The organism is Stutzerimonas stutzeri (genome assembly GCF_024448895.1).
Classification (GTDB): Bacteria; Pseudomonadota; Gammaproteobacteria; order Pseudomonadales; family Pseudomonadaceae; genus Stutzerimonas; species Stutzerimonas stutzeri_Q.
Map to the genome: position 1 here is coordinate 263,116 of NZ_JAMOIC010000001.1, position 17,497 is coordinate 280,612.

A 17,497-nucleotide genomic window follows, 5' to 3' on the forward strand; every position below is an offset into this window, starting at 1 on the left:
CTCATCAAGTCTCGAGCGTCCCGGCGGCTTGACCTTCAGCCCGCCACCCCTGGAACACCTAATACGCTGACGTCCGATCAGCTCAGGATCGCCGGGGGCCCGGGATGACCCGCCACCGTAGCGCGTTTCTAATCAATGCCCTTAAGCTACAAATCGGCCGCCTCCGCCAGCCGGACCAGCAAACACTGAAGGGTCGGGACTCCAAAGCAGCCGAACTCATAAACGACAATGCCCGCCTCCAAAGAGACGGGCATTGCTTTCAACTTCTGAGCCGGTAGGTCATGAGCTAGGCGAAATCACAGCGCTGCCAGTCCCCGCGCAAGGTCGGCTTTGAGATCGTCGACATCTTCCAGTCCAACAGCCACGCGAATCAGGCTATCCCGGATACCCGCAGTCGCCCTATCTTCAGGCGAAAGACGACCATGAGTGGTAGAGCCAGGATGGGTGATGGTGGTCTTGCTGTCGCCAAGATTGGCAGTGATGGAGATCAGGCGTGTGGCGTCTATGAAGCGCCATGCAGCTTCTTTTCCGCCGGCCACCTCGAAGCTCAACACTGCACCGAAACCTTTCTGCTGACGTTGGGCCAGCTCGTGCTGCGGGTGGCTGGTCAGGCCGGCGTAATACACCTTCTCGACGCCCGTCTGTTGCTCTAGCCATTCCGCCAGTATCTGAGCGCTCGCGCAATGCGCCTGCATGCGCAACCGCAAGGTTTCCAGTCCTTTTAGGAAGACCCAGGCATTGAAGGGGCTCAGAGTCGGGCCTGCAGTGCGGAGAAAGCCAACAACTTCCTTCATCTGCTCGGATTTGCCAGCTACCACACCGCCCAGGCAGCGCCCCTGACCATCGATGTATTTGGTTGCCGAGTGAATAACGATATCGGCACCAAGCGCCAATGGCTGCTGAAGTACCGGTGTACAAAAACAGTTGTCCACCGCCAGCATGGCGCCTTTGGCGTGGCAGAGATCGGCCAATGCAGCGATATCAACCAGCTCTGCCTGTGGATTCGACGGCGACTCGACGAAAACCAGCTTGGTGTTGGCCTTGAATGCTGGCTCCCAGACTGCCACGTCCGTGAGCGGGACGTAGTCGACTTCAAGGCCGAATCGCTTGAGATACTTTTCGAACAAGGAAACGGTCGCGCCGAAAACGCTGCGGGACACCAGCACATGGTCGCCTGCGCTGCACAGGCTCATCACCATCGCGAGAATGGCCGCCATGCCGGAGGCTGTCGCAACGGCCTGCTCTGCCCCTTCCATTGCAGCGATACGCTCTTCGAATGCCCGAACCGTGGGGTTCGTATAACGGGAATAGACATTCCCCGGCACTTCGCCTGCGAACCGTGCGGCAGCATCGGCCGCACTACGAAACACATAGCTGGAAGTGAAGAACAACGGCTCGCCGTGCTCACCTTCGGGCGAGCGATGCTGACCCGCACGAACAGCCAGCGTATCCATGCCTACGCCAGACAGATCACTGTCCAGTCGGCCAGCATCCCAGTCAGTTGTCATAGTGATTCCACCGTGAAGCGAGGCGGCGGGCCGCCGGGTTGATCAGTTGTTGTACAGATCGATGATTGCACTGCCCGCCACGCCTTTGGTTTTGCTCAGGTCGTTGCGCGCTTGCTCGATCTTGTGCAGATAAACATCATCGATATCGCCCGTCACGTACTTACCATCGAAAACCGCGCAGTCGAAGTTATCTATCTTTACCTTACCGCCGCCTACTGCTTCGATCAGGTCAGGCAGGTCCTGGTAGATCAGCCAGTCGGCACCGATCAGCTCGGCAACCTCTTCCGTACTGCGATTGTGGGCGATGAGCTCATGCGCGCTTGGCATGTCGATTCCGTATACGTTCGGGTAGCGAACCGCAGGTGCTGCGGAGCAGAAATAGACGTTCTTCGCACCCGCTTCCCGGGCCATCTGGATGATCTGTTTGCAGGTGGTGCCGCGAACGATGGAATCGTCCACCAGCATGACATTCTTACCGCGGAACTCCAGCTCGATGGCATTGAGCTTCTGCCTTACCGACTTCTTTCGCGCGGCCTGTCCCGGCATGATGAATGTACGGCCGATATAGCGGTTTTTGACGAAACCTTCGCGGAACTTCACCCCCAAGCGATTGGCCAGCTCCAGCGCCGCCGTGCGGCTGGTGTCAGGAATCGGGATGACTACATCGATGTCATGATCCGGGCGCTCACGAAGTATCTTGTCGGCGAGCTTCTCGCCCATGCGCAGGCGGGCCTTATAGACCGAAACGCCATCCATCAATGAATCCGAACGCGCGAGATAGACGTGTTCGAATATGCAGGGAGCATAGTGAGGGTTCTGCGCGCACTGACGAGTGTGCAGCTTGCCGTCAGCGGTGATGTAAACCGCTTCGCCTGGCGCCAGATCGCGGATCAGCGAAAAACCCAGTACGTCCAGCGCGACGCTCTCGGAGGCAATCATGTACTCCACACCCTGGTCTGTGTGGCGCTGACCAAACACGATCGGGCGGATCGCATTAGGATCGCGGAAACCGACGATACCGTACCCGGTCACCATCGCAACTACCGCATAACCACCCACGCAGCGCTCGTGCACTTTCGTTACAGCGGCGAAAACGTCCTCCTCGGTCGGCTGCAGTTTGCCCCGCACAGCCAACTCGTGTGCGAAAACGTTGAGCAGCACTTCCGAATCGGAATTGGTGTTCACATGACGAAGATCGGACTCGTAGATCTCTTTGGTCAGCTGATCGACATTGGTCAGGTTGCCGTTATGCGCCAGCGTGATGCCATAGGGTGAGTTCACATAAAACGGCTGCGCCTCAGCGGAACTGGAACTGCCTGCGGTGGGGTAACGCACGTGGCCAATACCCATGTTACCGACGAGGCGTTGCATGTGCCGTTGCTGGAAAACATCCCGTACCAACCCGTTGTCCTTGCGCAGGAACAGCTTGCCACTGTCGCTGGTCACGATTCCGGCCGCGTCCTGTCCACGGTGTTGCAGTACGGTAAGCGCGTCATACAACGCCTGATTGACGTTCGACTTACCGACAATGCCGACAATGCCACACATGCAAGGAACCTCTCAGTTGTTACAGGCTGATCCGGTGACTGCGCAGACAGTGGTCTGGCATACCCGTTCTAGAGTGTGCTCGCTTCAGCTTGAAGTACCGAGCGAGCCGACTACCCACTGATTTCCGAACCCAAGGATCAGGTTCTTGGACCAGTCGGCAACCAACAGAAAATGCGGAAGCAAAGTGGACTCTCTCCACCAAGGGTCCTGCTGCACCGGGGCCAGGCTGAGCAAGCCCACCAGGACCACGATCAACAGGCCTCCTCGTGCAGCACCGAACACCATGCCGAGAAAGCGATCCGTGCCGGAGAGACCGGTTACCCGAACAAGTTCTCCGATAAGAAAGTTGATCAACGCGCCGACCAGCAACGTCACGACGAATAGAATCACGCATGCAGCAATGACTTGGAAGGAAGGAGTACTGATGAATTCAGCTAGGTGATGGGATAGTGCCCCACCAAACATCCAGGCAACGACACCAGCAACTATCCAGGTGAGCAGGGAAAGCGCTTCTTTGACGAAGCCGCGCCTCAAGCTGATCAGGCTGGAAATGACCACAACGGCGATGAACGCCCAATCGACCCAGGTGAACGTCACAGGGTGTCCTGCAAAGGAGAAAGGCGGCGAATTTTAGCAGAGCGCCCGCCACGGAGTAAGCACTGCGAGCTTACTCCTGCAGGTAAAAACGAAATGATATGAAACGTCCCTGGCAGCCTAGCCCTGCTCAGGCTTGAAGCGGACGACGAATCCATTCAACTTCTGCTGCCGCTGGAGCGTATCACGCAGTCGATTGGCTTCGGCGCGCTCTACTAGCGGTCCAACGAATACACGATTCATCCCGTCTGCAGTGCGAATGTAAGCGTTATAGCCCTGAGAGCGCAGGGTTTGCTGAAGTTTCTCAGCATTGTCACGACTGGAAAGACTCGCTAATTGAACTGACCAGCTGACAGGAAGATTCGATGCATCCAACCGCGGCTCAGAAGTTGGCGGGGTCGCAGCCGGGGGCACCTGCTCAGGCGTTGGTTCGGCCTGAGGGACAGGCTCGACTACTGCCGGGGCCGGATCAATTGGCGCAGCGGGTATTTCGGGGTCTGTGCCCGTTCCTTCCTCGACAATCTCAAACTCTTCCGGGAAGGGTTCCGCCTCTGGCTCGGGCACTGCTACCGGCTCGGTCTCGATAACCGGCGCAGCGGGGGTTGCCGGCATAGCGGGCGCGTCGACGGCAATCTGCTCCCCTGCATCCTCACGGTTGAAAAGCATCGGGACGAATATCACCGCCAGCGCCACAAGCACCAGCGCGCCGACGATACGCTGCAGCAAACCTTTATCTACCAAGACCATGCCCTCCTCTCGCTGCGTGCCGATCCAACCAGGCCATTGCTTCAGCCACACAAAAGAAAGATCCGAACACCAATATCTCATCCATCTCAGTGGCCCGATTGCACTGTTCCTCCAGTGCCTGAGATATGTTCGGGTAGATAGTGACCGCCGCATGCCGCTCTATCAATGCCGAACTCAATTCGATTGCACTGCGTGAACGGGCAGTTGGCAGGGGCGCAACTGCCCAGCTATCGATAACGGGCACCAGCTCATCGACCACGCCGGGCAGATCCTTGTCAGCCAGCAGGCCAAAGACGGCTAGTCGGCAGCCAAGCCTGGACCGTGTGCCAAGATGGCGGGCCAGGAAAGCAGCAGCATGTGGGTTGTGCCCGACGTCGAGTATTACGGAGAGATTTCGGCCCTGCCAAGGAACGTCATACCTATCCAGACGACCTGTCACCCGTGTGCTCGTCAGGGCCTGCTTGATCAGTTCCGGATGCCAGAATGGCTCGAGCAAGGTGAAGGCCTGCAGTGCCAAGGCCGCGTTCTCCAGGGGTAAGGAGAGCATTGGAATATCTTGCAGCTCGATTGAACGACCCGCGCTGTCCCGGCCTGTCCAATGCCAGCACTTCATTTCCCTGACCAGATCGAAGTCACGTCCTCGAACCAGCAACGGCACCGTCAATTGCGCCGCCATTTCCCCTATCGTTTCGGGCGGATCGGAATCTCCGCAAACAGCGGGCTTACCGGTGCGGAAAATGCCAGCCTTCTCAAAGGCGACACTTTCTCGGGTTGTCCCTAGCCACTCAGCATGGTCCAGGCCGATGTTGGTGACGACCGCAACGTCCGCATCCACAAGATTGACCGCATCGAGCCGACCGCCAAGACCGACCTCCAACACCACGGCGTCGAGCCTTTCTCGCTCGAACAGCCAGAACGCAGCAAGTGTGCCCATCTCGAAATAGGTCAGAGATACCGAACCACGTGCCGATTCCACGGCCTCGAAGGCCTCACACAGCGCCTCGTCAGTCGCATCGACTCCTTTCAGACGAACGCGCTCGTTATAACGCAACAAGTGAGGTGAGCTATACACGCCTACACTTTTACCCTGCGTCACCAGCATCTGAGCAATGAACGCGCAGGTTGAACCCTTACCATTTGTCCCGGTGACCGTCACAACCTGAAGAGCCGGACGCGTGAGCCCAAGCCTAGTCGCAACCTCACGGCAACGATCAAGGCCCATATCGATTGTGACGGGATGCAGATGCTCGAGGTAATCAAGCCAATCCTGCAGGGTCCGCTGGGTCATGCGTCGGCCGTCACCAATGCAGGCTCTGCCGGGGTGGGCAGCTGCTGCAGCTGAGCCAGCAGGCGGGACAGACGAGCCCGCAATTCGGAGCGTGGAACGATCAGATCGATCGCGCCGTGATCAAGGAGAAATTCGCTGCGCTGAAAACCTTCCGGCAGCTTCTCCCGCACGGTCTGCTCGATCACCCGCGGGCCCGCAAAGCCGATCAGCGCCTTGGGCTCGGCAACGATGACATCACCCAGCATCGCAAGACTCGCCGACACGCCGCCGTAGACGGGGTCAGTAAGTACGGAAATGAACGGAAGCCCCTCTTCTCGCATGCGCGCCAACACAGCGGAGGTCTTCGCCATTTGCATCAGAGAAATCAGTGCTTCCTGCATCCGTGCACCGCCGGACGCGGCGAAACAGACCAAAGGACACCGCTGCTCCAGCGCAGCATTGGCAGCGCGAACGAAGCGCTCGCCAACGATCGCGCCCATGGATCCACCCATGAATGAGAACTCGAATGCACATGCTACAACTGGCATATGCATCAGGGTGCCGCGCATGGCGATCAATGCATCCTTCTCGCCAGTCTGCTTTTGCGCTGCTGACAGACGATCCTTGTACTTCTTGCTATCACGAAACTTCAGCCGATCGACAGGCTCAAGTTCCGCGCCAATTTCTTCGCGGCCATCCTTGTCGAGAAAGATATCCAGGCGAGTGCGTGCGTCGATACGCATGTGATGCTGACATTTCGGACAGACATCCAGCGTTTTCTCAAGCTCCGGGCGGTAGAGCACCGCCTCGCACGAAGGACATTTATGCCACAAGCCTTCTGGCACCGAGCTTTTCTGCGTTTCCGAACGCATGATCGAAGGGATCAGCTTGTCTACCAGCCAGTTGCTCATGCTTTTATTCTCCACAGCTTGTCAGTTCCGCGCGTTGCGACTGCACGCACCGGCAAAGTTCATCGTTGCGACCAGCTTCTCGTTGAGCTCGCTGCGTCGCGTATGCGATAGCCCAATTGGGGCGCTGTCGCTGAAATCTGATCGGTTGCTATACAACAACAGATCAATGGCGGACCCACTCATCCAGCGAATGGTAACTGGACGGCGATGCCCTTGGGTTCGTCACATCGAGGCTCGTACCAAGCGGACGAATTCCCTGACACTCTCGGCGTCCTTGATCCCCTTGCTCAACTCCACGCCCCCGCTTACATCAACAGCAAATGGCCGCACTTGGGCCAACGCTTGTTGAATGTTCTGACAGGTGAGCCCACCGGCGAGAATCAATGGTTTCGACAAATCAGCAGGAATCAGCGACCAGTCGAAAACCTCGCCAGTGCCCCCAGGCGTTCCGGCGACGAAAGTATCGAGCAAAACCGCGCTGGCACCAGTGTAGCGGTCAACCTGCAGCCTGAGGTCATCGCCTGGCTTGACCCTGAGCGCCTTGTACCAAGGCCGATGGAAGCCTTCGCAATCCGCCGGTGTTTCGTCACCGTGGAACTGCAACATGTCCAGAGGAACCGCATCGAGCGTCTCGTTGAGTTCACAACGTGATGCGTTGACGAACAATCCGACAGTCGCAATGAAGGGTGGCAGCGCCGCAATGATCGCGCGCGCCTGAGCAATGCTCACTGCCCGAGGGCTTTTGGTGTAGAACACCAGACCGATAGCATCTGCGCCAGCTTCTGCCGCTACAAGCGCATCCTCTACGCGGGTGATTCCACATATCTTGCTACGGACGATAGGCAACGGGCTGGTACCTGAGACAGACGATTCCGGATGGTAACAAAAGCATCGCAAGCTGCAACCCGGATCATTGTTTAGCCAACCCTGGATCAGGCCAGGATCAGGTTGAGTATTTGCGTACGTCTGGCAGTCCGGAAAGAAAGTGCGGCCCGAGATAGCGATCCGGAAGATCGAACTTCTCAGGGTAATCCACTTGCACGAGATACAGTCCATAAGGGTGCGCAGTGACCCCGCCCGTTCGCCTCACCCGGGATTCCAATACCTCACGCGCCCACTCCACAGGCCGCTCTCCGGCGCCGATGGTCATGAGCACACCCGCGAAGTTTCTCACCATATGATGAAGGAAGGCGTTGGCCCGCACGTCAATGACGATGAGCCGTCCGTGCTCCAGAAGCTCGAGATGATGGATGGTTTTGATCGGTGACTTCGCCTGGCACTGACGCGCCCGAAACGCACTGAAGTCATGAGTACCCACGAAAGCCTTCGCGGCTTCTCGCATAAGCGCCACATCCAGCGGACGGTGATTCCAGGTCACCTCTTCAGCTAGATGGGCAGGACGAATTTGATCGTTGTAAATCACATAGCGGTAGCGACGAGCCATTGCACTGAAGCGTGCATCGAAGCTCGATGGCATCTGCTTGGCCCAGGTCACGCTGATATCGCCAGGCAAATTCATGTTGGCGCCCATGACCCAGGCGTGCATGGAGCGGTTTACAGGGGTGTCGAAATGCACAACCTGAGCGCATGCATGAACGAGCGCATCGGTGCGGCCTGCGCAACTCAGCACAACCGGGTGGCCGCCGGCGACTTTACTCAACGCATTCTCGAGAGAAAGCTGTATAGACGGCACTCCGTCACGTTGGCGCTGAAAGCCCCTGTAACGAGAGCCTTTGTACTCGACCCCGAGTGCGATTCTGAAAACGTCAGCGGCAGCCGTGGTGGCTGCCGCTTCGGGTACTGCCTCAATCATGGTCAGGCTAGTTTAGCGAGCATCTCTCGCGCCTCTTGCTGCTGGGTATCGCTGCCTTCACTCATGACTTCATCGAGGATATCGCGAGCGCCCTCGGCATCACCCATATCGATGTAAGCACGTGCGAGATCCAGCTTCGTCGTGGTTTCATCAGTATCGGCAAAGAAGTCGAAATCGTCGTCAATCGCCTCAGATGACGGCTCGACTGGCTCGATTGCGGGCGTAGCTGAAACTACCGGCTGCTCGATCGGCTCCGCCATGTCGCGTGAAAGGTCTTCTAGATCGGCTTCCACCTCTTCCAGCTCAGAACGGAATGTTTCCGGTGCTGCGAGCGGCGCTGGCTCCTCGTCCAACGACAGATCAAACTCATCCGGCATACCCGCCTGTTCAGTCGGTTCGGATAGCTCGAAACCAAAGTCATCAGCAGGCTCAATAGCCGCAGGCTTGGATGAATCTTCATCCAGCGAGAACGACTGCTCTTCTCTCCGATTGGATGTGGGTTGCTCATCCAGGTCGAGCGAGAACGCGGCCAATTCGTCTTCGAATGAAGCATCATCAGGCTTGGATGGCTCGTCGAGCTCGAAGCTGAAATCGTCAGTTGATTGTTCCTGAGCGGCTGCATCGAGGCTCAGCTCATCGAACTTAAACTCATCAAGTTCGGCCTCGGTTTCGCTGGGAGACGTCATCGGTTCGTTCGTCAGATCATCGTCCAGCTCCAGATCATCCAAACTCAGATCGAAGCCGTCATCAGCGGGAGATTGCGGGGTATCGGGCCGAGCCTGTTGCACTTCGAGATCATCAAGGTTGAAGCTGTCGAAATCGGCTTCATTTTCGCTCAATGAGGCGGCAGTAGCCGCAGCGCCAAAGCCGGCAGCTGCAGCCATCGCTGGATAGCGCGCCTTGGTTTGCTCGATAGCCGCTGTAGAACCGCCGATATCACGAAGTTCAGCTTCCTGGCGTGCGAACCCGTCCCGATCGCCGAGTTCTGCATAGACTTCCATGAGCTTCAGGCGCAGGTCACTGCGCTGCGGTTCATCATTCAATGCATTTTGGAGCAATTCTGCGGCTTGATTGAAGCGACCGTAAGCGATGTAAATGTCGGCTTCAGCCAGTGGGTCCGCACTAGCGCCAGCAAGTGAATCAGCTGTCGGCTTTTCGGCCTCCTGAAAGCCATGCTCGCTCACGCCGGTATCAGAAGAGTCAAGGTTTTGCTGGACGGCGTAGAAGGTATCCTGTTCGCTATCGGCGAGAAGACTTTCCTGCAGCTCTGCCTCTTTCATCGCGTTGCGGCGGGAAAGCGCCATCAGGCCAACCAGCAACAGCAATAACGCACTACCGCCCAGCACGCCTAGCAAAACAGGATTGGCCAGCAATTCATCAACGTAACTGTCGCTCTCGATTTCGTCAGAAGTGGCGATCGGCTCTGCTGCCACTGGAGCGGGAGCTGGCTCCTCGGCTGCGGGGGCCGGACTGATTGCAGGCTCTTGCGTGGCTGATACCGCAGGGCTTGGAGCTGTATCAGATGTAGGCTCAACCTCGGCGTTCATTTGAGGAGAGGTATTTTCAGACGCGTCCGGGGCAACGCCACTGCCTTGCTCGGCCCCCTCAACCAACGAGCCTTCCGGTGGGGCAATTGCGCCCGCCGATTCAGCGTCGGTAGCTAATTGAGCCTGGAGCTTCGCGAGTTGATCATCCTTGAGCTGCATGAGGCGTTGCAGCTTATCCAACTGGCCTTGCAGATCACCGAGTCGATCCTTCAGATCAACATTCTCACGGCGACTTGATTCGAGGCCTTCCTCAGTCACTGCCAACTTGTCTCGCAAGGCGGCTGCGTCATCATTTCCACCAGCGTCACTACCAGTGGTGGCTTTGCCAGTTTCAGGTGCTACCAGACGTAGATTATCGCCCTGTTCGCTCTGCGAAGGCGCTGTTCCGGCTGAGCCGCGCTGAGTAGCATCGATTTGCCGCGCGCCTGAGGCTACCGAGCTAGCAGCCTGACGCCAGCTGGCGTTTTGTTGAGCGACCTGCTGAATGGCTTCGGCCTGGGAGCGACTAGCAATCTGCTCAGCATTGGGCAATCGAAGTACCTGGCCGTTTTTCATACGGTTGATATTGCCACCGATGAAAGCCTCAGGATTCAAATCCTGAATAGCCAGCATTGCCTGATGCACCGTTCCGCCTTGACGGGCGCGGTCAGCCACTTCCCACAGCGTGTCGTTGGGAGTGACCTTGTACTGATCGCCCTGCAGCGCAGAGCTTGATGACGAAGATGAAGACGGAGCCGCAGGCCGAGGCGCTTGTGTTGGCGCCGCAGCGAGACGGGAGATAGGGGCTGCAACTGGCAGCTGAGGCGCAACGGATGCGGCAATCTCCGGCGAATAAAGCGGAGGATCAAGCAGCAGAGTGTATTCACGAAGCAGACGGCCGCTGGGCCATAGCACTTCAATGAGGAAATTGAGGTAAGGCTCGCGGACTGGCTTGGTCGACGAGACTCGAATGACGCTCTTCCCATCCGGGCGCAGAACTGGCGTAAAGGTTAGATCAGTCAGGAAATACTGACGATCTACACCTGCGCGATTGAAGTCCGCGGCAGATGCCAGAACGGGTACTACTTCACCAGGCGCTAACGTCTTCGCATCCAGCAGTTCGATTTCTGCCACCAGCGGTTGATTCAATGCGGACTTCAGCGTGACCTCGCCCAATCCGAGCGCATAGGCCATTTCGGAAGTCAGCGCGGTCGCAGCCGCGATTGCCAGTACCAGATTGCGAACCCGAACCATTGTGTAAATCCTTGTTTTTTAACTTTTCTCGGATCTTCGAGAGGGTCTTATATTCACTGCCTGCGCCCGCCAGGTGGCGGTCCCCCGTCAGCGATAAGCCTAAACAGTGTGTTGGCTAGAATTATTCTTCAAATTTCCAGCAAGTATCTTTTACAGATAGTGTTTTATCAACAACCCACCAGACCGGGTGGCATTGCCGGCCGCCCCTTTTCGCACGTTATCAGACACAATCCACAAATTGGCTCTACGACGGCCCGCCGCTGGCGGCGTTACTGAGGCCCAGGGGCGCCCAGTAGATTCAGGTTAGATAATTACGGCAGAGCGAGAGCGCGCGCACAGGCGTTCACTGTGCAAGTATTCCGATCGTTAATCAGAAGTCTCAACTGAGAACGCGCCTTAACTCCGTTAACGATGGAGTTTAGGCTGCTGCCTGCCAAATACACGTATCAACACCTTTCCGGATAACTGGACGGAGCCGGCCACACTGTAGCCGAAAGCCGTTCAAGCGCAGAGCGAATACGGCTTAACCCGACGAAATAACGCTGGTCATAGCGACGTTCTTAGCAGCACTTCACTATCTGGTCGCCTTCACAGGCGAAAAAAAAGCGCCGCGGCAATGCCAGGGCGCTTTTTTTACATCTTTGATTACGAATCTAGCGCTCTAGAATGATGCGCAGCATACGACGCAACGGCTCCGCAGCACCCCAGAGCAGCTGATCCCCTACAGTGAACGCACCCAGGTAATGTGAGCCCATGTTCAGCTTACGAAGCCGCCCAACCGGAACTGACAAGGTTCCGGTAACCGATGTGGGACTGAGCTCCTGCATGCTGGCCTCACGGTGGTTCGGCACCAGTTTCACCCAGGGGTTGTGCTGACTGATCATTCCTTCGATATCGGAAATCGGTACATCCTTGTTCAGCTTGATGGTCAGCGCCTGGCTGTGGCAACGCATGGCGCCGACACGCACACAGATACCGTCTACCGGGATCGGACTCTTGAAGCGGCCGAGAATCTTGTTAGTCTCAGCCTGGGCCTTCCACTCTTCACGGCTCTGCCCGTTAGGCAGCTCCTTGTCGATGTAAGGGATCAAGCTTCCGGCCAATGGGACGCCGAAGTTGTCCACTGGAAAGGCTTCTGAACGCTGACATTCTGCAACCTTGCGATCAATTTCCAGAATTGCACTGGCAGGATTGGCAAGTTCATCCGAAACCGAGGCATTGATAGCGCCCATCTGCTTGATGAGCTCGCGCATATTCTGGGCGCCTGCTCCCGATGCAGCCTGATAGGTCATGGCACTCATCCAGTCGACCAGGCCGTTTTCGAACAGCCCGCCAAGGCCCATCAGCATCAGGCTGACAGTGCAGTTACCGCCGATGTAATTGAGCGTGCCGGCATCCAACTGATGGTCGATCACCTTGCGGTTAACCGGGTCGAGCACGATGACCGCGTCGTCCTGCATGCGCAGCGTCGAGGCCGCATCGATCCAGTAGCCCTTCCATCCCGCTTCGCGCAGCTTGGGGAATACTTCAGTGGTGTAGTCGCCGCCCTGGCAGGTGAGAATCACATCCAGGGTCTTCAGTTCATCGATACTGTAAGCATCCTTCAGAGGCGCTGTATCTTTGCCAATGGTGGGCCCCTGACCGCCTACGTTGGAGGTGGTAAAGAACACTGGCTCGATCAGGTCGAAATCCCGCTCTTCCAGCATCCGCTGCATGAGCACGGAGCCAACCATGCCGCGCCAACCGATCAGACCTACACGTTTCATCGCAACTACACCTATATATATGCGGCCCGCATGGCGAGCCGTCGACAACAAGAAAGCGCTTTCGGATTCGAAAGCGAGGGCGTTGCTCGATCAGCAACACCTCGCCATATCGCGGCATTACGCCAAGCCGTAGCTCGTCTTTTCTATCAACGGCCGGTCAATGGGGCCTGAGAGATTACAACTTCGCGAGCGCGGCGACTACTGCATCGCCCATCGCCTGAGTATTCGCCTTCTGGCAGCCCTCGGACCAGATATCACCGGTCCGAAGCCCCTGGTCGAGCACGTTGCTGACTGCCATTTCGATCGCATCCGCCGCGGCGATCTGGTTGAAGCTGTAACGCAGCATCATGGAAACCGAGAGAATCGTGGCCAGCGGATTGGCAATGCCCTGACCCGCAATATCGGGCGCCGAACCATGACATGGCTCGTACATGCCCTTGTTGCTGGAGTCGAGGGATGCGGAAGGCAGCATGCCGATCGAACCGGTGAGCATGGAAGCTTCATCCGACAGGATGTCGCCGAACATGTTGTCAGTGACGATTACGTCGAACTGCTTGGGCGCCCGCACCAGCTGCATCGCAGCGTTATCGACATACATGTGGCTAAGCGCGACGTCCGGATAGTCCTTGGCCACCTCCTCCACCACGGCTCGCCATAGCTGGCTGGAAGCGAGTACGTTGGCCTTGTCGACCGAGCAGAGCTTCTTGCCGCGCACGCGCGCCATATCGAAACCGACCTTTGCAATTCGGCGGATTTCGCTTTCGCTGTAGGGCAACGTGTCAAAAGCCATACGCTCGCCGTTTTCCAGCACCTTGCTTTCGCGCGGCTGACCGAAATAGATGCCGCCGGTGAGCTCGCGAACGATGAGAATATCCAGCCCGGCAACGATCTCTGGCTTCAGACTGGAAGCTGCTGCCAGTTGCGGATACAGCAACGCAGGGCGCAGATTTCCGAACAAGCCAAGCTGCGAACGAATTTTTAGCAAGCCACGCTCTGGCCGGATAGCCGGATCGATGGTGTCCCACTTCGGCCCGCCAACGGCGCCAAGCAGGATGGCATCCGCAGCACGGGCACGCTCCAGAGTCTCGTCTGCCAGCGGCACGCCATACTTGTCGACCGCAGCGCCGCCGAGCTCGTCATAGCTCAGCTGGAAATCGAGCTGATACTTGTCGTTGGCCAGTTCCAGCACTTTGACCGCTTCGGCCATGATTTCCGGGCCGATACCGTCGCCAGGAAGAATCAGAATCTGTTTGCTCATTGCATCCTCGTTTTCGTGGGGTGGATGAGGTTTTCTTCATCCGCCGAAATCATGCAAGGTGGATGGATGATGCTCATCCACCCTCCCCTCATCTCATTTGATCGCGCCGAACAGCCACGGCTGGCTCTGCTGATGCGTGACTTCGAAGGTCTTGATGGCCTCCGCGTCTTGCAGTGTCAGGCCAATATCGTCCAGACCGTTCAACAGACAATGCTTGCGGAATGCGTCGACTTCGAATCCGTACGCCTTACCGTCCGGCCGGGTGACAGTCTGCGCAGCCAGGTCCACGGTGAGCTGATAGCCCTCACTCACTTCTGCCTGCTCGAACAGCTCATCGACCTCACTTTCCGTCAACACGATCGGCAGCAGGCCATTCTTGAAGCTGTTGTTATAGAAGATGTCGGCAAAGCTCGGCGCAATGATCGTGCGAAAACCGTATTCCTCCAGCGCCCAGGGCGCGTGTTCGCGGGAAGAGCCGCAGCCGAAGTTTTCGCGGGCGAGCAGAACGCTGGCGCCCTCATACCGCGGGAAGTTCAGTACGAACTCATGATTCACGGGCCGGTTTGAGCAATCCTGATTGGGCTGCCCCACATCCAGATAGCGCCACTCATCAAACAGATTCTGGCCAAAGCCAGTGCGCTTGATCGATTTGAGGAACTGCTTGGGGATGATCTGATCGGTGTCTACGTTGGCGCGATCAAGCGGCGCGACAAGGCCGGTGTGCTGGGTAAATGCTTTCATGTCGCTCTCCTCAGGCCTGCATCAATTCACGAACGTCAACGAAACGACCAGTCACTGCTGCTGCTGCAGCCATAGCCGGACTCACCAGATGAGTTCTGCCACCGGCACCCTGGCGGCCTTCGAAGTTGCGATTGGAAGTGGAAGCGCAATGCTCGCCACTACCCAGCTTGTCCGGATTCATCGCAAGACACATCGAGCAACCTGGCTCGCGCCATTCGAAGCCGGCCTCGAGGAAAATCTTGTCCAGGCCTTCCGCTTCTGCCTGCTGCTTGACCAGACCGGAACCCGGCACAACCATCGCCTGCTTGACGGTTGCGGCCACCTTGCGACCTTTCGCCACTTCTGCCGCGGCGCGAAGATCTTCGATACGCGAGTTGGTGCAGGAGCCTATGAATACCCGGTCGAGCTGAATATCCGTGATGGGCTGATTGGCCTGAAGGCCCATGTATTTAAGGGCGCGTACGATGGAATCGCGCTTGACCGGATCGGCCTCAACCGCCGGGTCTGGCACGCGCTGATCGACTGCCAGTACCATCTCAGGCGAAGTGCCCCAGCTCACCTGAGGCATGATGTCTTCGGCCTTTAACTCAACGACCGTATCGAACACAGCGTCATCGTCCGAAACCAGACCTTTCCACAGCTCTACCGCCTTGTCCCAATCAGCGCCTTTTGGCGCAAAAGGACGACCCTCGACGTAGGCGATGGTCTTTTCATCCGCGGCCACCATGCCAACGCGTGCGCCAGCCTCGATGGACATGTTGCAGATGGTCATGCGGCCCTCCATCGACAGGTCTCGAATGGCGCTACCGGCAAATTCCAGTGCATGGCCGTTGCCGCCCGCTGTGCCGATCTTGCCGATCACCGCCAGCACGATGTCTTTCGCAGTCACGCCGAACGGCAATTCGCCTTCGACTCGAACCTGCATGTTCTTCATCTTTTTCGCCACCAGGCACTGGGTTGCGAGCACGTGCTCCACTTCCGAAGTGCCAATGCCGTGTGCCAGTGCACCGAACGCGCCGTGTGTAGAGGTATGGGAATCGCCGCAAACCACGGTCATGCCTGGCAACGTTGCGCCCTGCTCCGGGCCGATCACATGCACGATGCCCTGACGCACGTCGTTCATCTTGAACTCGAGAATGCCGAAGTCATCGCAGTTCTCGTCCAGCGTCTGCACCTGGATCCGCGAAACCTCATCGGCGATCGATTCAAGTCCGCCCTGGCGCTCGCCCTTGGTCGTCGGTACGTTGTGGTCGGGGGTCGCGATATTGGCGTCGATGCGCCAGGGCTTGCGTCCCGCCAAGCGCAGGCCCTCGAACGCTTGTGGCGAAGTCACCTCATGAAGGATGTGGCGGTCGATATAGATCAGCGACGAGCCGTCGTCGCGGCGCTTGACCTCATGCATTTCCCAGAGCTTGTCGTAAAGCGTCTTACCAGCCATCGGACCTTTCCTCATCAGTGCGTCGGGCTATAGCCCTTTTGCTTATGGGGTGATCCTAAGGACTTGCATTCGATTACTCAAATTCATATTTTTCATCCAATGCATTCCTTACCGGAATAGCATCAGACAAACGCATCGACACTGATTCCTTGTCACTGAACGGACCCAATATGGACCTCGCCAGCCTTCACGCTTTCATCGCCATTGCCGAGACCGGGAGCTTTTCCCTTGCCGGCGAACGGCTTCACCTGACTCAGCCAGCCGTGAGCAAGCGCCTGGCTTCGCTGGAGTCACAGCTGGATGTGCGGCTGTTCGATCGACTGGGCCGTGAGATCAGCCTGACCGAAGCCGGTCGAGCACTTCTGCCGCGTGCCTATCAGATATTGAACGTGCTGGACGACACCCGCCGCGCACTGACCAACCTCAACGGCGATATCAGTGGCCGGTTGTCCCTCGCGACCAGCCACCATATCGGCCTGCATCGCCTGCCACCCTTATTGAGGGCTTTTACCCGCGCCTATCCAGGCGTGAATCTGGACATCCGCTTTCTCGACTCTGAAGTCGCCTACGACGAAGTGCTGCATGGCCGCGCTGAGCTTGCCGTGATCACGCTCGCGCCACATACGGCCGAGCCGATCCGCGCCAGCAAAGTGTGGGACGATCCGCTGGATTTCGTCGTGGCCCCAGAGCATCCCCTGGCCCAGAAGCCCGCTATCAGTCTGGCCGACATTGCGGGTTTCCCCGCTGTGTTCCCAGGCGGAAACACTTTCACCCATCACATCGCGCAACGGCTATTCGAGCGAGAAGGACTCACGCCCAATATTGCGATGAGCACCAATTATATGGAGACGATAAAGATGATGGTCTCCATCGGCATCGCCTGGAGCGTGCTGCCACGCACGATGCTTGACGACCAGGTAGTGCGGCTCCCGCTACCGGGCATCCAGCTATCGAGACAGCTGGGCTACATCACGCACACAGAGCGAACCTTATCCAACGCAGCCAGGGCATTCATGGCGCTGTTGGATGCCGACTAACTGCGCTTGCACTTTGCCATCAGCTACGGATAAGTTCTCGCGACAATTACAAGATCAACCGAATCATGAGCATCGCCTGTTACCGCCCC

The 17,497-nt window shown here is 57.6% G+C and carries 14 protein-coding genes and 1 pseudogene; 1 reads left to right on the top strand and 14 read right to left on the bottom strand.

Annotation, left to right across the window (positions count from 1 at the left end):
- Positions 1 to 296: 296 nt before the first annotated feature.
- The 14 genes and pseudogenes from NA619_RS01160 to leuC form a co-directional block, all read right to left on the bottom strand.
- Positions 297 to 1,508, bottom strand: a complete 1,212-nt coding sequence (locus tag NA619_RS01160; protein ID WP_255959152.1) for an O-succinylhomoserine sulfhydrylase — start codon at positions 1,506 to 1,508, stop codon at positions 297 to 299.
- Positions 1,509 to 1,550: 42 nt separating this feature from the next.
- Entirely contained in the window at positions 1,551 to 3,056 is a 1,506-nt protein-coding gene (purF, locus tag NA619_RS01165; RefSeq protein WP_255959154.1) for an amidophosphoribosyltransferase, read from the bottom strand.
- Between the two features lie 84 nt (positions 3,057 to 3,140).
- The gene (locus NA619_RS01170) at positions 3,141 to 3,653 is read right to left on the bottom strand and encodes a CvpA family protein (RefSeq protein ID WP_255959156.1); all 513 of its coding nucleotides are present in this window, start codon (positions 3,651 to 3,653) and stop codon (positions 3,141 to 3,143) included.
- Between the two features lie 117 nt (positions 3,654 to 3,770).
- Positions 3,771 to 4,397 (bottom strand): SPOR domain-containing protein, encoded by a 627-nt coding sequence (locus tag NA619_RS01175; RefSeq protein WP_255959157.1) that lies wholly within the window; start codon positions 4,395 to 4,397, stop codon positions 3,771 to 3,773.
- A complete protein-coding gene (gene folC, locus NA619_RS01180) occupies positions 4,381 to 5,685 on the bottom strand; it encodes a bifunctional tetrahydrofolate synthase/dihydrofolate synthase (RefSeq protein ID WP_255959159.1) in 1,305 nt (434 codons plus the stop codon). Before folC ends, NA619_RS01175 begins: the two co-directional genes overlap by 17 nt.
- On the bottom strand, positions 5,682 to 6,575 hold the full coding sequence (accD, locus tag NA619_RS01185; RefSeq protein ID WP_255959161.1) for an acetyl-CoA carboxylase, carboxyltransferase subunit beta: 894 nt from the start codon (positions 6,573 to 6,575) through the stop codon (positions 5,682 to 5,684). The genes folC and accD overlap by 4 nt, the downstream gene beginning before the upstream one ends.
- 222 nt (positions 6,576 to 6,797) lie before the next feature.
- On the bottom strand, positions 6,798 to 7,421 hold the full coding sequence (locus tag NA619_RS01190) for a phosphoribosylanthranilate isomerase (protein ID WP_255959163.1): 624 nt from the start codon (positions 7,419 to 7,421) through the stop codon (positions 6,798 to 6,800).
- Between the two features lie 97 nt (positions 7,422 to 7,518).
- A complete protein-coding gene (truA, locus tag NA619_RS01195; RefSeq protein ID WP_255959165.1) occupies positions 7,519 to 8,388 on the bottom strand; it encodes a tRNA pseudouridine(38-40) synthase TruA in 870 nt (289 codons plus the stop codon).
- Positions 8,389 to 8,390: 2 nt separating this feature from the next.
- Positions 8,391 to 11,168, bottom strand: a complete 2,778-nt coding sequence (locus tag NA619_RS01200) for a FimV/HubP family polar landmark protein (RefSeq protein ID WP_255959167.1) — start codon at positions 11,166 to 11,168, stop codon at positions 8,391 to 8,393.
- 150 nt (positions 11,169 to 11,318) lie between these two features.
- Positions 11,319 to 11,414 (bottom strand): annotated as a pseudogene (locus NA619_RS01205) (aspartate-semialdehyde dehydrogenase); the annotation flags it as partial.
- A gap of 407 nt (positions 11,415 to 11,821) precedes the next feature.
- Positions 11,822 to 12,934 carry an aspartate-semialdehyde dehydrogenase gene (gene asd / locus NA619_RS01210; RefSeq protein ID WP_255959169.1) on the bottom strand — a complete coding sequence of 371 codons (1,113 nt, stop codon included), beginning with the start codon at positions 12,932 to 12,934 and terminating at the stop codon, positions 11,822 to 11,824.
- 175 nt (positions 12,935 to 13,109) lie between these two features.
- Positions 13,110 to 14,192: a 3-isopropylmalate dehydrogenase gene (gene leuB / locus NA619_RS01215; protein ID WP_255959170.1), complete on the bottom strand. Its 1,083-nt coding sequence runs from the start codon at positions 14,190 to 14,192 to the stop codon at positions 13,110 to 13,112.
- 93 nt (positions 14,193 to 14,285) lie between these two features.
- Positions 14,286 to 14,933 (bottom strand): 3-isopropylmalate dehydratase small subunit, encoded by a 648-nt coding sequence (gene leuD, locus NA619_RS01220; protein WP_255959172.1) that lies wholly within the window; start codon positions 14,931 to 14,933, stop codon positions 14,286 to 14,288.
- Positions 14,934 to 14,943: 10 nt separating this feature from the next.
- On the bottom strand, positions 14,944 to 16,371 hold the full coding sequence (gene leuC, locus NA619_RS01225; protein WP_255959174.1) for a 3-isopropylmalate dehydratase large subunit: 1,428 nt from the start codon (positions 16,369 to 16,371) through the stop codon (positions 14,944 to 14,946).
- A 170-nt stretch (positions 16,372 to 16,541) separates the two neighbouring features.
- Here leuC and NA619_RS01230 point away from each other — a divergent pair, with 170 nt between their 5' ends.
- Positions 16,542 to 17,408: a LysR family transcriptional regulator gene (locus NA619_RS01230; RefSeq protein ID WP_255959175.1), complete on the top strand. Its 867-nt coding sequence runs from the start codon at positions 16,542 to 16,544 to the stop codon at positions 17,406 to 17,408.
- Positions 17,409 to 17,497 lie beyond the last annotated feature (89 nt).

Bases quoted from the DNA above. Each gene is read 5' to 3' on its own strand.
- NA619_RS01160 (WP_255959152.1), bottom strand. From the start codon at position 1,508: ATGACAACTGACTGGGATGCTGGCCGACTGGACAGTGATCTGTCTGGC.
- purF (WP_255959154.1), bottom strand. From the start codon at position 3,056: ATGTGTGGCATTGTCGGCATTGTCGGTAAGTCGAACGTCAATCAGGCG.
- NA619_RS01175 (WP_255959157.1), bottom strand. From the start codon at position 4,397: ATGGTCTTGGTAGATAAAGGTTTGCTGCAGCGTATCGTCGGCGCGCTG.
- folC (WP_255959159.1), bottom strand. From the start codon at position 5,685: ATGACCCAGCGGACCCTGCAGGATTGGCTTGATTACCTCGAGCATCTG.
- accD (WP_255959161.1), bottom strand. From the start codon at position 6,575: ATGAGCAACTGGCTGGTAGACAAGCTGATCCCTTCGATCATGCGTTCG.
- truA (WP_255959165.1), bottom strand. From the start codon at position 8,388: ATGATTGAGGCAGTACCCGAAGCGGCAGCCACCACGGCTGCCGCTGAC.
- NA619_RS01200 (WP_255959167.1), bottom strand. From the start codon at position 11,168: ATGGTTCGGGTTCGCAATCTGGTACTGGCAATCGCGGCTGCGACCGCG.
- asd (WP_255959169.1), bottom strand. From the start codon at position 12,934: ATGAAACGTGTAGGTCTGATCGGTTGGCGCGGCATGGTTGGCTCCGTG.
- leuB (WP_255959170.1), bottom strand. From the start codon at position 14,192: ATGAGCAAACAGATTCTGATTCTTCCTGGCGACGGTATCGGCCCGGAA.
- leuD (WP_255959172.1), bottom strand. From the start codon at position 14,933: ATGAAAGCATTTACCCAGCACACCGGCCTTGTCGCGCCGCTTGATCGC.
- leuC (WP_255959174.1), bottom strand. From the start codon at position 16,371: ATGGCTGGTAAGACGCTTTACGACAAGCTCTGGGAAATGCATGAGGTC.
- NA619_RS01230 (WP_255959175.1), top strand. From the start codon at position 16,542: ATGGACCTCGCCAGCCTTCACGCTTTCATCGCCATTGCCGAGACCGGG.